Genomic DNA, 13,659 nt, shown 5'->3' with positions numbered 1-13,659 from the left:
CTCCAACCGGCCTGGAAAGCCGACGAGGTAGCGTGAAGTCTTTGGGAACCACAACTGCAACTGAGATCGACAGTAGCACGGCGCCCGGAGCGCTGCGCGGCTGTTGCTCCCGTCATTTCCGGCCCACAAAAACCCCTACCGGCGTGGCAGATATTTCTGTCGTTGCGGCACGAGATATCTGCCATCGGCACACCGGCTGCCCGCCGGGGGAGACGCGGCTCGCCGCCCGCTCCCGCCCAGGCGGGCTCCCGCGCCCACCCGGTCCCTCCGCTGCTCGCCGCACGACCGGCCGCCCGCCGAGCGGGGAGCCGCTTGACTCTCGCGGGGGGGTTGCGCGGGGATGAGCCGGTCCGGGTTCCCTCCTCGTCCCCTCCGACTCGTCGGCCCCACTACCCGGGCAGATCGCCGACACGCAGAAAATCTAGTCTGCCCATGATAGATATTTGCACGCCGCGTGGCTAATATTTCTCTCGTGGTCACCGAAATCGCCCGCCGTCTCGGGATGCCCCGCCGGGGTATCCGAGGCTTGGGTGCCGGAAGTGGGTCCCCGATCGGGCGGTCGGGCCGTGCGCGGTGCCGGTAGTGGGGTGTCGACGACCTCGCCCGCATACGCCACCATGTGCCGCGGAGATGATCGGCACGACTCCCGTCTTCCCACGGGCGGTGGGCGACGCCCGGCCCACCGTTCCGCTCCGCTCCGAAGGCGGTCACCGCCGTTACTCCCGCCGCCGGTTGTGCACCCGCGGCGCGCGCCTGTGAACTCGTGGCCCAGGGCACGGATCCGTGCCGTCGGCCGCATCGGCACCCTCGAAGAGCAACCGTAAGGAGCCCAGCGGCTCAACGCTGAGGTCAGTAAGGAGCGGCCGGCCCGAGCGCGCCCAGTGGCTCCTGACGGCATTCGGCGCCCGCGGCCGGCGGAATGTCGGGAGCGGCAACGAGGGTCGCCGGTGTCACCGGGGCGCAGCTGCCGGACCCGTACGGCATGGCAGGCTCCTGCGATCGGAGCCACGATGGGGACAGTGGAGCGGAGACGTCGTACCCAGTCGGAGGGGCGTCATGAGTGACGCAGCAGGCTTCCCATCACAGCGGCGGGTCCGGGTGTTGCTGCTCGACGCGATCATGGCCGGTGCGGCACTCTCCTGGCTGTCTCCGGGGGAAAGGGGAGTCCTCCTCGCTCGGGTCGGTACGGGAGTGATGATCCGTCAGGTCGGCGGACGGCGTCACCTTTCCGAGAAGACCGTGAGGAACCGCTTCTCCCGCCTGTCGGCCGCGCTCGGGGTCCAGCGGCGTATCCAGGCGGCTGCCCTTGCCACGCAAGCCGGTTCGGCTCCCGGTACGGACACGGGCCCGCAACGGCAGTGACGCCCGGGAGCCGGGGCGGCCGGTCCGGTCCACTTGTCCGAGCCCGAAAGGAGGGCAGCGATGGAGCCGGAAGTCATCACCGTCGGACTCGACGGCTCGCCGGAGAGCCTGGCGGCCGCGCACTGGGCCGCTGACGAAGCGGACCGTCGGCAGTGGGCGCTGCGACTGCTCCATGCGTGGATACTGCTGGCCGCCGAGGCGCCGGGCACACCCCCGGACCGGGACCAGAACGCCGGCGCCCGGCAGATCGTGCGGCGGGCCTCGGACGAGGTACGCGCACGCCATCCACGTCTGCGCATCATCGAGGACCTGGAGGCGGCAGAGGCGGAACCGGCGCTGCTGGGGGCGGTCGGCGAGTCGCAGATGGTCGTGCTCGGATCGCGGGCGCTCGGGCCGTGGGAGAGCTATGTACTCGGCGATGTGAGCCTGAATGTCGTGGGCCGGGCCAAGGGGCCGGTCGTTCTCGTCCGGGAGGGCGGGCGGGCGAAATCGCCCCGCCACGAACGGTCGGACAGCCCGCCACCCGCTCCCGAGGCGCGGGTCGTGATCGGTCTCAGCCTCAATGGCCCCTGCGAACGGGTGCTGGCCTTTGCCTTCGATGCCGCGGCGAGCCGGGGGCTTCCGCTGCAGGCCGTCCATGGGCGTCCGCTCCCCGTGCACGCTTACACCCCATGGGGCCTGGACCCCGATGCCGCGACGGAACTCACCAAGGAAGCGGCCGTCGAGCTACAGGACGCCCTGCGTCCGTGGTGTGAGCGATTCCCCGAGGTACGGGTACAGCAGACCGTTCTGCCGGAGAGTCCGACCCGGGCACTGGTCCAATCGGTCTTCGAGGCCGAACTGCTGGTGGTCGGCCGCAGGCTGCACCGTCCCCCGCTCGCGCCACGCCTCGGACCGGTGGCGCATGCCGCCATCCACCATGTGACCTGCCCGATAGCTGTGGTTCCGCACGAGTGACGAGCTCCCGCGCAGACCTGGAGGGACCGGCCGAAGATGAGGCACCGCAGCATTGCCGACCTGATGACGCCCCACGCCGTCGTCGTCCAACGGGGCACTCCGTTCAAGGAGATCGCGCGCCTGCTCGACGACTACGACATCACCGCGGTCCCCGTTCTCGACGAGGACGAGCGCCCCATTGCGGTGAGGCTGTGCGAAAGCGTCGATGGGGTGGTCGAGGTGGTCGACCGGCTCACCTCTCCGGGGGACGACACCTCCCCGCATGACCAGGAGGCGCCGGAGTAGGCGCACGCGGCAAAGCGGTGCCCGGCGACCCGGCAGAAGGGCATGGTTCCGTGCTGTATGCGCACATTGCCGCATATGTTGTCCCTGCGTGTGGGCCGAGCCGCCCCGGATACGACGAAGGGATGTCATGGAGCAGAGCGACCACGATGACGGGCCGCGCCGGCCCTCGTCCGGCCGACTGCGCCTGCCCGGCGGTCCGCCGCCCGGCCCGGCGCGCCCCGCGTTCTGGCGCAGCCCCCTGCGGGGGCCGTGGCTGACGTCGGTGTTCGGGCTGGTCCTGCTCGTCGGCATCACCGTGCTGTTCGTGACCGGCCTGCTGTCATACGCCGCCTACAACCCCGATCTGGCTCCGGGCAACGACCAGACGCCGGACAGAGGCTGGCTGGGCTTCTACCTTTTCTCCTGGCCGACCAGTCCGTATTGGCTCTACCGCCTGACCCAGGGCATTCATGTCACGCTCGGAGTGGTGCTGATCCCCGTGCTGCTGGCGAAGCTGTGGTCGGTCATCCCGAAGCTGTTCTCCTGGCCGCCGCTGCGCTCACCGAGCCATGCGCTGGAACGGCTTTCGCTGCTGCTTCTGGTGGGCGGGGCGCTGTTCGAGTTCGTCACCGGCGTGCTGAACATCCAGCTGCACTACATCTTCCCGGGCTCCTTCTACACCCTGCACTTCTACGGTGCATGGGTGTTCATCGGTGCCTTCGTTGTCCATATCGCGTTCCGTATCCCCGTGATGGCGAAGGCCCTGCGCAGCCGCCGTCTGCGCACCGAGCTGCGCACCCCGGCCGCCCGGACGGAGAGCGAACCGGCCGACGACACCGGGCTGGTGACCCCGAACCCCGCGCCTGCCACCATGTCGCGGCGTGGTGCACTCGGCCTGGTGGGTGCGGGTTCGCTGGGCCTGCTCCTCGTCACGGCGGGGCAGAGCATCGGCGGCGCGCTGCGCGGCACCGCGCTGCTGGCTCCGCGGGGCCAGGAGCCGGGCCAGGGTCCCAACGGCTTCCAGATCAACAAGACCGCGGCGAGCGTAGGGATCCGGGCCCGCGATATCGGCCCCGACTGGCGGCTGGTCGTACGCGGCGACGGCCGGGAGAAGAGCTTCACCCGCGCACAGGTCCTCGCGCTTCCCCAGCACACGGCTGCCTTGCCCATTGCCTGCGTCGAGGGCTGGTCCACCGACGACCAGCAGTGGAGCGGCGTCCGGCTGACGGACCTCGCCGCCCTGGTCGGACTGCGGCACAGCCCACCGGGCGTCTTCGTCGAGTCCGTGCAGCGCACCGGCTCCTTCCGCTCGACGCATCTGCCCGACAACCAAGTACGCGATGCCAGATCGCTGCTGGCCCTCCGGGTCAACGGCGCCGATCTCTCCCCGGACCACGGATACCCGGCGCGCATCATCGTCCCCGCCAACCCCGGTGTGCACAACACCAAATGGGTCACCCGCCTCACCTTCGGGGACACACCGTGAAGGGCTTCCGCGAACGCTACGGGGCGTCTTCGCTGCACCTCCTCCTGGTCCTGTGCTCCTTCTTTCTGGCCGCTTACGCGGGCGTTCGACTGCTCAAGGGAGACACCCTGGGCGTCGTCATCTGGTTCGTCGGCGCGGCCCTCCTGCACGACCTGGTGTTCCTGCCCCTGTACACCGTCACCGACCGTGTGGTGCAACGCCTCTTCCCGCGCCGACGGCGCGACGCGAAAACCCCGGGCCCGGTGGTGGCAGGCGGGATCAACTACCTGCGGGTGCCCGCCTTCGTCGCGCTCCTGCTGCTGTTGGTGTGGTACCCGCTCATCCTGCGTCGCGTCCCGGGCTTCTCGCTGTACACCGCGCTGCCGTCCGGTGTGTTCTGGGGCCGCTGGCTACTGATCACCGCAGCGCTCTTCGCGGCGTCCGCGGTGTGTCTGCTGATCGCCCTGTGGCGCACGCATGCGGCCGGCGCACGCTCCGAGGATTCCCCGCCGCCTGCGCCTCCGCCCCCGACTCCGCCGCCCACTCCGCCCACTCCGCCTCCACCCCCGCCGCCGGCGTCCCGAGGGCCGAAGAAGTAGGCCGGGGGCACGTCGGCAGGGTCGACGACGGAGCCGTGGCCACGGTCACCAGCCGGTCAGCAACAGATGGTTGACCAGCAGCGCGAGGAGGCCCTGCGCGGCCAGCCACCAGGAATGAACGCGGCGTGGCAGCAGCGCACACGCGGGCAGCATCCACACCGCGAAGGCCAGCCAGATCCGTTCGGTCTCCGCCTTGCTCATCCCGGACACATCCGCGAGCAGCACCATGCTCAGCCCCGCCGCGACCAGAACGGCGAGGGCGCCACGTCCGGTCGGCGGCTCGCGCCGGATTCCGCGCACCGCCGTCCACAGCGGACCGGCGGCGCGGCGCAGCCCGGCGACGGTGGCCAGGCCCACGGTCAGCACCTGGGCCGCCAGGTTCGCCCAGACGAAGTAGCTGTACGGGCGTACCTTCGCGGCGCCTTGGTAGTAGCGCTCGACGAGGGCCGTATAGCCGTCCAGCCACCAGAACCCGGCCGAGGTGAACGCCGCCACCCACACCAGCACGCCCACAAGTACGTAGGGCAACGGGCGGACCGAGCGCGCGATCAGCAGCACCGCGGCCCCGAGGATGACGAGAAGGGTCAGGCCGTAGGAGAGGTACCAGGCCCAGCCGAGCAGCAGCCCCGCACCCAGCGCGGCAAGGCGCGGCACCCGCGTGCTCCGCGTGGCCGCCATGGCCAGCAGCGCGATGGCCCAGGCGGCCACGCCCGCGAAGTAGCCGTCGGCGCTGACCCCGATCCATACCGCCGCCGGGGCCAGCACGAGGAACGAGGCGGCCCGGCGCGCCAGTTCCTCGCCACCGCACGCGCGGACGGTCACCATGACGGCCGCGGTGAGGGAGGTCCCGATGGTGAGACACCAGACGGCGGCCCAGGCGCCGCCGCCCAGCCCGATCCGGTCCAGGCCGACGAAGGTCAGCAGAGCGCCGGGCGGATGACCGGCCACATGCGCCGGCCAGATACCGGGCGAGCCGACCAGAATGTGGTGGGTGAAGTCGCGCAGAAAAGCGCCCACGTCGTGCACGTCGTCGACGGACTGCAAGTACTCCAGGCTGGTGGTCAGCCGCTCGGCGACGCCACGGCCCCACCCGTCCACGAGCGCGAGCGACCACGTCCAGGCCATCGCCGCGGCCCACACGGCCGGGACCAGCACCCGCCACGGCAGCCGCCGTGCGGTCGACGGACCGTAGATCACCACCAGCGCCGCGACCGCCACCGCCGCCGGAGTGCCGGGGCCGGCATGCGGCAGCCACCATGCGTACAACGGTGGCCAGCCCAGCCGCAGGATCCCCTCGGAACCGTAAATGGTCCGGTTGAGGACCCGCCCCACGACCGCCGCCGTGACGAACAACGCCACCGCACCCGCAACCGCCCACAGGTCACGGCGGCATGCGCGCTTCCCTGCACTCGTTGTCACCCGGCCACCGTAGGGGAGCTCGGGCCGGACGCCCCCGGGCGACACCGGACGGGCGGGAACCGGGTCGCCTCCGGCCCCCGCCCGGAGCACCCTGGAGAAGTAACCGTGTAGCTGTGAACCGAGCTGTGAGGTGCCCGATGAGCACTCTTGAAGAACACATAGATATCGGCGTTCCCATGGATACGGCCTGGGCCTGCCTGCACAGCGCGGAGGCTTATCCGCGCTTCCTCGACGGCGTACGCGAGGCCCGTTCGGAGGGCGAGCACCGCAGGCACCTGGACCTCGAAGCGGGCGGCGGTCAGACGCAGGGGGTCGACGTCGAGATCACCGACCGCAGCGAGGAAAACGTCATGATGTGGCAGATTACCGGCGGTCCCGACCTGGCGGGCACGTTCTCCCTGCTGCCCATCGACGGGGAGCACACCCGGGTCCAGGCCCGGTTCGAGTACGACCCGGGCACCATCAAAGAGGCGTTCGGCGGACCGCAGGGGTTTGCCCAGGCGGCGGCGATCGAACGTGGCCTGCGGAGCGACCTTCAGCAATTGAAGCGGTTGGTGGAACAGGAGCGCTGAGCCACGCGGGGCGGTGCACCGACCGCTGACCGGCCCGGAGCCGTCAGGAGCTGTCCTGCCCGGTCTCCTCGCGCGTGATGAGACGGCGGACGGCTTCGACGACCGCGGCGCGGCGCTGCCGGGTCTGCTGTGCGGCGGGCTCGGTGGTGGCCATGGGACTGGTCGGCATCCAGGCGCCGACGAGGGCCAGGGTGAAGACCAAGAGGTCCTCCGGCGGGAAGGCCGTCGGTAGCTGCCCGTCGTCCTGTGCCTGCGCGAGGGCGTCGGTCTTCCGCCGCATCGAGGCGTGCAGCTCCTCGGGTTCACGGTCGGTACCGGCGCGTTCCAGGCGGTTCCAGGTGGCCAGCCGGAGCTGGTGAGGATGGTCGACGAGGAAGTCGAAGAGCCGGCCGGCGTAGCCCGGCAGGTCCTCGGGCGTGAAGGGGACGCGATCGAGGACGCGGGTGACATGTGCGTCCATCACGGCGTCGAACAGCTGCTCCTTGTTGCCGAAGTAGGTGTAGATGAGGGCCTTGTTCACCTTCGCCGCGGTACCGATGCGGTCCACCCGGGCGCCGGCGATGCCACGGGCCGCGAATTCCTCCGTGGCGGCGTTCAGCAGACGGGCCTTGGTGGCTTCGGCGTCTCGGGTCTGGACAGGGCGCTGGGGCTGAGACATGACGCCAGGGTAGGGCAACTAACTGTTTAGTTGACACTCGGGCAGGCCCGCCACAGTATGTAAATGACTGTTTAGTTATTTCTCCGCGCAGGGAGGCGTCTCATGGCCACCAAGACCTGGCTCATCACCGGCAGTTCCCGTGGCTTCGGCCGGGCGCTCGCCGACGCCGTACTCGACAGCGGTGACCAGGTGGTCGCCACCGCCCGCCGCCCCGAGCAGCTCGGCGATCTCGTACGGCGCCACGGCGACCGCGTCCGCACCGTCGCCCTCGATGTCACCGATCCCGTGGCAGCCGACGCCGCCGTCCAGCAGGCTCTCGACGCCTTCGGTGGGCTCGACGTCGTCGTGAACAACGCGGGCTATGCCACCAGCGCCCCCATCGAGGAGATGGCGGACAGCGACTTCCGGGCGCAGATAGAGACGAATCTGTTCGGCGTCGTCCATGTCACCAAGGCCGCCCTGCCCGTCTTGCGCAAACAGCGCTCGGGCCACTTCATCCAGTTCTCCTCCATCGGCGGACGGGTAGGAGGCTCACCGGGGATGGGGGCCTACCAGACCGCGAAATTCGCCGTGGAAGGCTTCTCCGAAGTGCTCAACGCCGAGGTGAAGCCGCTGGGCATCAAGGTCACCCTCGTCGAACCGGGCGCCTTTCGCACCGACTGGGGTGGTGCGTCCATGGCCGCCGCGCCGGTGACCGAGGACTACGACGGGACGGTCGGCGAGATGAACCGCTACCGCGAATCGACCGTCGACAGCTGGCCGGGAGACCCCGCCCGCGCCGCGAAGATCATCACCGAGATCGCCGCGCTGGACGAACCGCCCCTGCGTCTCCTGCTCGGTGCCGGAGCGGTCGAACGCGCCGACAAGGCTTCCAGGGACCGCGCGGCCGAGGCCGAACGGTGGGCCGACGTGAGCCGTTCCGCCGACTTTCCGACGGAGTCGAGTGCGGCTTGACTCGCCGCACCCCGTGGTCACTTGGGGTGGATGTCGGCGGCGACGATCACACCGTCCTCCACGGTGTAAGTGCCGGCGTAGTGACGATGGGTTTTATCGATCTGCGTGGCGTCAAGCTCGACCGCAACCTTGTTGCCCTCCACCGAGTCGATCCTGACCTCGTACTTCGACACTTCGTTGAAGGACCGCACGAAAGCGTCGTACGTCTGCCCCGCGATGTGCTGTCTCCCGCCCAGTGCCCAAGCGGACAAGAAATCACGGTCGTTGAGGACCCTGAAATACGCTTGGACCACATCTGCGGGATCCGGTGCGGGCTGGGCAACGGCGTGCGTGGAGGCCGTCGTTGCGATAGCCGTTGTTGTCGCGGTCGTTGCGGAACCGGTGCTGTTCGCCTGGGCAGTGCCGGCGAACGCGCCGACACCGGCGAGGACCATGACAAGGGCCAGGATCGCGACAAGGGGCACCCGCGCGGAGGTCACCGCGGAGCTGCGGGGCGGGTCGCCGGGCGGGGCGCTTCCCGTAGGCGCCCGCGCTGAGCAGTCCTGCGGCACACGACGGTCGTTCGTACGCTGAAGTCCTTGATGCTCTGTCATCGGTCATCCCGAGCAGTTCGAGGATCTGGATCTTCTTAACTCCCATCGTGCGTGACGCATCTCGTAGCTGCATCTGCGGGCCGGGACCGCGGCTCGCGGAGCGCTGTCGGCCCGCTGGGAGCGAAGAGGCGTGGCCGCGGCACCTCTCCTGCTCTGAAGGGCACAGGGGGCGAGGGCAAGGGCACAAGGCGGCGACAGGCGTACGCATGCAGCCACCGGCCATGACACGGAGTACACGTCGAAATTTCTCTCCCTGGACTCGCCTTTGCCCCAGCCTCAGCCCCGGCCCACGGTCCTGGGGCACCTACGCGATTACAGGCGGACGATGACGAGAGCGATGTCGTCGCGGGCGCCGGCGCTGACACCGAGGCGCGCCAGCACTGCGTCGGCGAGGCGTTCCGGACTGAGCCGGGTGTAGTGGGAGAGGGCGTCGGTGAGCCGGGCGAGACTGGCGTCGATGTCCTCGTCGCGGCGTTCGATGAGCCCGTCGGTGTAGAGGACGAGGGTGTCGCCGGGCGTGTACGGAACGTGGACCTGTGGTCGGGGTTCATGTTCGGGGTGGGCGCCCAGGGGCGGGTCGGTGGCCTGGTCCAGGAGGGCGTGGGTGCCGTCGGCGTGCAGCAGGACGGGCGGGGGGTGGCCCGCGCTGCTGTAGGTGACCTCGTGGCGGCCGGTGTCGATCAGCGCCTGGACGGCGGTGGTGGCCAGGGCTTTGTCGACGGAGCGGGCGTAGAGGCCCAGCACCTTCAGCGCCTGGGCGGGTCCCTCGACGGAGCGGGCGGCGGCGCTGAGGGCGCTGCGCAGCATCCCCATGACGGCGGCGGCTTCCAGTCCGTGGCCGACGACATCGCCGACCGCGACGGCGAACACCTCCCCGGGGAGGTCGACGATGTCGTACCAGTCGCCGCAGATATTCAGTGAGCCGATGGCGGGGAGGTAGCGCACCGCGATGTCGCGGTGCCGGGCGAGGTCCGGGGAGTGGAGCATGGCCTCCTGGAGGGTGAGCGCGACCTGGCGTTCGCGGGCGTGGGCCCGGCGCAGTTCCTCGTTGAGGTGTTGCAGCGCACGCGCACGGACGTACAGCTCGGCTTCCATCGCCTCCTCGCGCTCGCTCAGCGTCCCGCCGGGCATCTGACGGGCCCGCCGGGAGTGCACGAACGCCGTCACGTCCTCCACCCGGTGGATGATCCATGCCACCGTGTCGTCCGGCCCGGCGACGGGGGTGTTGATGGTGGACCACCAGCGCTCCTCGAACACACCCGGCTGGTCGGCAACCGGGATGTCGTACCGCTGGACCGCCATCGTGTCCGGCTCCCCGGTGGCCAGCACCCGGTTCAGCGAGGGGTGCAGGTTCTGTACGCCTTCGGCGTCGGGGTCGGCGGGGTTGTCGGGGAAGGCGTCGAAGACGTACTGCCCGAGCAGATCGTCCCGGGTCCGTCCGGTTGCCTGGAGATACGCCTGGTTGACGTCGACGATCACCAGGTCCGGGTCCAGGACCAGGCAAGCGCTCGGTGTCGCGGCGAACAGTGCCGCATGATCGAGCTCCGGTCTCCTCACGGGTTCCCTGCCATCCTCCTGCAGCTCACGGCCCCACCTGTGCCAATCTATGAGCCGCCCGGCGCCTGCGCCCGCCGGGAGACCGCCAGACCGCACAACCGCCGGGGCTGTGGCCTCCGCTCCACCGGGCCCAGGGTGCGCGCCGGCGCGGTAGTGGCCGGGGTTCTGCCCGTTCTCGCGGTTCACCCGAATGGCCCGAGCCGGCGCTGGGCGGCTCATGGCCCCGGACGAGCAGCCGGTCGGCCGAGTGCCGCTTGGAACGTGGCTTGCACCGCCGAGACGGAAGCGTCGGGGACGTGGGCGGTCTGCGCCGGTCACAGCCTCCTCCCGTGCCGTTGCCACTGCCCCGTTGGGCGCTCGGATGCGGTCCGAAGAGCGACCGACTGCGACCATCCCCACCCAGGTCGATTCACCGGCACGTAGCGTCGGGACCATGCGTGCCTTCATCGTCGATGCCTTTACCGACCGGCCGTTCGCCGGGAATCCCGCCGCCGTGTGTCTGCTGGACGAACCGGCCGACGCCGTCCGGATGCAGCGGGTCGCCGCCGAATTCAATCTGCCGGAAACCGCCTTTGTGCACCGGGTGGCGGAAAACTCCTACGGGCTACGGTGGTTCACCCCGACCGTCGAGGTCGATCTGTGCGGTCATGCCACCCTGGCCACCGCGCATGTGCTCCACGCGACGCAGGGCGCCGCGTCCGACACCGCCCTGCGCTTCGACACCCTGAGCGGTGTGCTGACCGCCCGTCGGCACCCTCAGGGCGGCTTCACCCTGGACTTCCCGGCGGATCCGCCGACCGCCACCCCCGTGCCGACGGGACTCGCCAAGGCCCTCGGGACCGAACCACGCTGGACGGGCCGTGCCCGGCACGATCTGCTCGTGGAGCTGCCGGACGCAGCAGCGGTGCGTGAAATGGCCCCCGACATCGCCGTACTGGCCGAGTTCAGTGGTCGGGCGGTCATCGTGACCGCGAGCGCTCCTGACGGCGCGGACCACCATTTCGTCTCCCGCGTCTTCGCCCCCGCCGCCGGCATTCCCGAGGACCCGGTCACCGGCGCCGCCCACTGTGTCCTCGCATGCCACTGGGCGGACCGGCTGGGGCGCACGGAGCTGACCGGCGTCCAACGGTCCGCCCGTGGCGGGCGGGTGGGCGTCGAGCTGCACGGCGACCGCGTCACCCTGGTGGGACAGGCGGTGACCGTGTTCGAGGGCGAACTGACGCCTTGAGGCGCCCGCCGCGGCCGGAGCGCGCTGGGGCCCCGCTTCCCGGTACGACCGGGAAGCGGGGCCCAAGGAGCAAGCAGCGGTGCTCAGGGGCGGATGTTGCACCTTGAGGGCCGCGCGCTCCACTGCGGGCCGGGCGTCAGAGCCGCGCGCCAACCCGGGAGCCACCGCGCCCCGAGGCGCCATCTCCATGGCCGGTTTCCTCCAGCTCGGTCCCCAACCCCCCGAAGCCGACTGGGCATTGATGATCCGCGAGAACGGGCCCGGCATCCTCCTCAACCCCTGGGCCGTCGTCGCCCCCGGCCTCGCCATCGGCCTGCTCGCCATCAGCGTCAACCTCGCCGCCAACGCGCTGGCGCCCGCCACCGCACGGAGGGCCGCCCTGCGATGACCACCGCCGGCCGCCCCGCGCCCACAGACCAGGACACCTCCTTGGCCATGACCGACACCTCGCCGCCCGTTACGGTCACCGACCTCGCCATAGGGTTCCCCGACGGCCCGCTGCTGCTGCAGCACACCAGCCTCAGCCTGCCAACCGGCGGGATCACCGCACTCACCGGCCCCTCGGGTTCCGGCAAGACGACCTTGCTCCGCGCCCTCATCGGCGCGCTTCCCCCAGGCGCTCAGGTCACCTCCGGCTCCCTCGACGTCCTCGGCCAGGACGTGTGCACGCTCGCGCCCGACGCGCTGCGTGCCCTGCGCCGCCACCGCATCGCCTACGTCGGACAGGACCCCGGCTCCGCCCTCAACCCCCGGATGACCGCCGGACGTCTGATCGCCGAAGTCGCCACCGACCCCACGCCCCGGGCCGTCGCGGCACTGATGACCGAGTGCCGGCTGCCCGAGGATCTCGCCCACCACCGCCCCGGCGCGCTGTCCGGCGGCCAGCAACGCCGACTCGCCCTGGCCCGCGCCCTGGCCCGGCACCCCGATGTGCTCCTGCTGGACGAACCCACCGCCGGCCTCGACACGGCCCTGCGCGACGAGATCGTCGGTCTGTTGCGCCGGCTCGCCACCGACCGCGGCATTGCCGTCCTCCTGGCCTGCCACGACCCGCACGTCGTCGAAGCCTGCGCGGACACCGTCATCACCCTCCGCGCCCCGGCCACGCCCCACTCGGGAATCGGTGCCCCGCTACGGAAGACCGACCGCCGCCCTGTCCCCGCACCTCCGGCCGCCCCCACCGACGGCCTGCGCGCCGCCCGGCTGGAGGTCGCCTTCACCCACCGGGGCCACACCCACCAGGCCCTGAAAGAGGCGGACTTCCATGCGCCGCCCGGCTCGGCCACCGGCATCATCGGCCCGTCCGGATCCGGCAAAACCACACTGCTGCGGACGCTGGCCGGCCTCCAGAAGCCCGACGCCGGCACCCTCACCTGGAACGGACGGCCGCTGCCCGCGCAAGCCCGCAGGCGCAACCGCGACCAGCAGCGGCGCATCCAGCTCATCCCGCAGAACCCGTTGGGCGCCCTCAACCCCGCGCGCACCATCGGCGCGTCCCTCACCCGCCCCCTGCAACTCCACCGCACCGTCAGCAGATCCGAGATGCCGGCCCGCGTCGACGCACTCCTCGACGACGTCGGCCTCCCCGCCGACTTCGCCGCCCGCTACCCCCATGAACTCTCCGGCGGTCAGCGCCAGCGCGCCTCCGTCGCCCGCGCCCTGGCCACCGACCCCGACCTGCTGCTCTGCGACGAAGTCACCTCGGCGCTCGACCCGACGACGGCCACCGCGGTCATGGAACTCCTCACCCGCCTGCGCGCCGAACGCCGGCTGACCCTGGTCCTCGTCAGCCACGAACTGGACCTCATCACCGCCTATACCGACAGCGTCCATCTGCTCCGCGAGGGACGCGTACAGCCGGCAGGTGCCCACGAGAGCGTGGCCGCGCAGCTGGCGTGACGGTGCGTCGCAGACCTGCTGCATGCGGCGGTGCTCGTGATGGCCTCGTGGGAGGCCGTCGGTGCCTCCACCCACCAGAACAAGACGGGTCACCGGACAGCTGCCGGTCGGACCGGCCCGGGGGCAGGGCCG

The 13,659-nt window shown here is 70.8% G+C and carries 13 protein-coding genes and 3 pseudogenes; 11 read left to right on the top strand and 5 right to left on the bottom strand.

Going from position 1 to position 13,659, the window contains the following annotated elements; genetic code table 11:
- Positions 1-630: 630 nt before the first annotated feature.
- A pseudogene (locus tag ACWGI6_RS05705) lies at positions 631-821 on the top strand (MerR family transcriptional regulator); the annotation flags it as partial.
- A gap of 28 nt (positions 822-849) precedes the next feature.
- On the opposite strand, the gene ACWGI6_RS05700 reads toward ACWGI6_RS05705, so the two are convergent.
- The gene (locus tag ACWGI6_RS05700) at positions 850-984 is read right to left on the bottom strand and encodes a hypothetical protein (RefSeq protein WP_453266295.1); all 135 of its coding nucleotides are present in this window, start codon (positions 982-984) and stop codon (positions 850-852) included.
- Positions 985-1,056: 72 nt separating this feature from the next.
- Between ACWGI6_RS05700 and ACWGI6_RS05695 the strand changes: the two genes are divergently transcribed.
- The 5 genes and pseudogenes from ACWGI6_RS05695 to ACWGI6_RS05675 all read left to right on the top strand — a co-directional run bounded on the left by ACWGI6_RS05695 (position 1,057) and on the right by ACWGI6_RS05675 (position 4,647).
- The gene (locus ACWGI6_RS05695) at positions 1,057-1,362 is read left to right on the top strand and encodes a hypothetical protein (RefSeq protein WP_453266294.1); all 306 of its coding nucleotides are present in this window, start codon (positions 1,057-1,059) and stop codon (positions 1,360-1,362) included.
- A 60-nt stretch (positions 1,363-1,422) separates the two neighbouring features.
- Positions 1,423-2,319: a universal stress protein gene (locus tag ACWGI6_RS05690; protein ID WP_453266293.1), complete on the top strand. Its 897-nt coding sequence runs from the start codon at positions 1,423-1,425 to the stop codon at positions 2,317-2,319.
- 36 nt (positions 2,320-2,355) lie between these two features.
- Positions 2,356-2,505: pseudogene (locus ACWGI6_RS05685) on the top strand (CBS domain-containing protein); the annotation flags it as partial.
- Positions 2,506-2,731: 226 nt separating this feature from the next.
- Positions 2,732-4,069, top strand: coding sequence for a molybdopterin-dependent oxidoreductase (locus tag ACWGI6_RS05680; RefSeq protein ID WP_453266292.1), 1,338 nt, complete (start codon positions 2,732-2,734; stop codon positions 4,067-4,069).
- A complete protein-coding gene (locus tag ACWGI6_RS05675; RefSeq protein WP_453266291.1) occupies positions 4,066-4,647 on the top strand; it encodes a hypothetical protein in 582 nt (193 codons plus the stop codon). The genes ACWGI6_RS05680 and ACWGI6_RS05675 overlap by 4 nt, the downstream gene beginning before the upstream one ends.
- Before the next feature lie 45 nt (positions 4,648-4,692).
- Here the strand turns inward: ACWGI6_RS05675 and ACWGI6_RS05670 are convergent, their stop codons facing one another.
- Entirely contained in the window at positions 4,693-6,066 is a 1,374-nt protein-coding gene (locus ACWGI6_RS05670; RefSeq protein WP_453266290.1) for a hypothetical protein, read from the bottom strand.
- Between the two features lie 137 nt (positions 6,067-6,203).
- On the opposite strand from ACWGI6_RS05670, the gene ACWGI6_RS05665 reads away from it, so the two are divergent.
- A complete protein-coding gene (locus ACWGI6_RS05665; RefSeq protein ID WP_453266289.1) occupies positions 6,204-6,638 on the top strand; it encodes an SRPBCC family protein in 435 nt (144 codons plus the stop codon).
- Positions 6,639-6,681: 43 nt separating this feature from the next.
- Here the strand turns inward: ACWGI6_RS05665 and ACWGI6_RS05660 are convergent, their stop codons facing one another.
- Complete coding sequence (locus tag ACWGI6_RS05660) at positions 6,682-7,296, bottom strand: TetR family transcriptional regulator (RefSeq protein ID WP_453266288.1); 615 nt, start codon at positions 7,294-7,296, stop codon at positions 6,682-6,684.
- A 102-nt stretch (positions 7,297-7,398) separates the two neighbouring features.
- On the opposite strand from ACWGI6_RS05660, the gene ACWGI6_RS05655 reads away from it, so the two are divergent.
- On the top strand, positions 7,399-8,250 hold the full coding sequence (locus tag ACWGI6_RS05655) for an oxidoreductase (RefSeq protein WP_453266287.1): 852 nt from the start codon (positions 7,399-7,401) through the stop codon (positions 8,248-8,250).
- Positions 8,251-8,267: 17 nt separating this feature from the next.
- Here the strand turns inward: ACWGI6_RS05655 and ACWGI6_RS05650 are convergent, their stop codons facing one another.
- Complete coding sequence (locus tag ACWGI6_RS05650) at positions 8,268-8,714, bottom strand: hypothetical protein (RefSeq protein WP_453266286.1); 447 nt, start codon at positions 8,712-8,714, stop codon at positions 8,268-8,270.
- A gap of 441 nt (positions 8,715-9,155) precedes the next feature.
- Positions 9,156-10,400, bottom strand: a complete 1,245-nt coding sequence (locus tag ACWGI6_RS05645; RefSeq protein ID WP_453266285.1) for a PP2C family protein-serine/threonine phosphatase — start codon at positions 10,398-10,400, stop codon at positions 9,156-9,158.
- Between the two features lie 433 nt (positions 10,401-10,833).
- Between ACWGI6_RS05645 and ACWGI6_RS05640 the strand changes: the two genes are divergently transcribed.
- From ACWGI6_RS05640 to ACWGI6_RS05630, 3 genes and pseudogenes are all read left to right on the top strand, one after another.
- Complete coding sequence (locus ACWGI6_RS05640) at positions 10,834-11,628, top strand: PhzF family phenazine biosynthesis protein (RefSeq protein WP_453266284.1); 795 nt, start codon at positions 10,834-10,836, stop codon at positions 11,626-11,628.
- Positions 11,629-11,809: 181 nt separating this feature from the next.
- Positions 11,810-12,016, top strand: a pseudogene (locus tag ACWGI6_RS05635) (ABC transporter permease); the annotation flags it as partial.
- Positions 12,013-13,527, top strand: a complete 1,515-nt coding sequence (locus ACWGI6_RS05630; protein WP_453266283.1) for an ABC transporter ATP-binding protein — start codon at positions 12,013-12,015, stop codon at positions 13,525-13,527. The pseudogene ACWGI6_RS05635 and the gene ACWGI6_RS05630, both read left to right, overlap by 4 nt.
- Positions 13,528-13,659: the final 132 nt, after the last annotated feature.

The organism is Streptomyces sp. NPDC054786, from assembly GCF_053611685.1.
This window is presented reverse-complemented; position numbering and strand designations above follow the sequence as displayed.

What these genes read in the sequence shown, in the direction of transcription:
- ACWGI6_RS05630 (WP_453266283.1), top strand. Translation starts at nt 12,013, where the DNA reads ATGACCACCGCCGGCCGCCCCGCGCCCACAGACCAGGACACCTCCTTG.
- ACWGI6_RS05700 (WP_453266295.1), bottom strand. Translation starts at nt 984, where the DNA reads ATGCCGTACGGGTCCGGCAGCTGCGCCCCGGTGACACCGGCGACCCTC.
- ACWGI6_RS05680 (WP_453266292.1), top strand. Translation starts at nt 2,732, where the DNA reads ATGGAGCAGAGCGACCACGATGACGGGCCGCGCCGGCCCTCGTCCGGC.
- ACWGI6_RS05690 (WP_453266293.1), top strand. Translation starts at nt 1,423, where the DNA reads ATGGAGCCGGAAGTCATCACCGTCGGACTCGACGGCTCGCCGGAGAGC.
- ACWGI6_RS05655 (WP_453266287.1), top strand. Translation starts at nt 7,399, where the DNA reads ATGGCCACCAAGACCTGGCTCATCACCGGCAGTTCCCGTGGCTTCGGC.
- ACWGI6_RS05665 (WP_453266289.1), top strand. Translation starts at nt 6,204, where the DNA reads ATGAGCACTCTTGAAGAACACATAGATATCGGCGTTCCCATGGATACG.
- ACWGI6_RS05695 (WP_453266294.1), top strand. Translation starts at nt 1,057, where the DNA reads ATGAGTGACGCAGCAGGCTTCCCATCACAGCGGCGGGTCCGGGTGTTG.
- ACWGI6_RS05660 (WP_453266288.1), bottom strand. Translation starts at nt 7,296, where the DNA reads ATGTCTCAGCCCCAGCGCCCTGTCCAGACCCGAGACGCCGAAGCCACC.
- ACWGI6_RS05640 (WP_453266284.1), top strand. Translation starts at nt 10,834, where the DNA reads ATGCGTGCCTTCATCGTCGATGCCTTTACCGACCGGCCGTTCGCCGGG.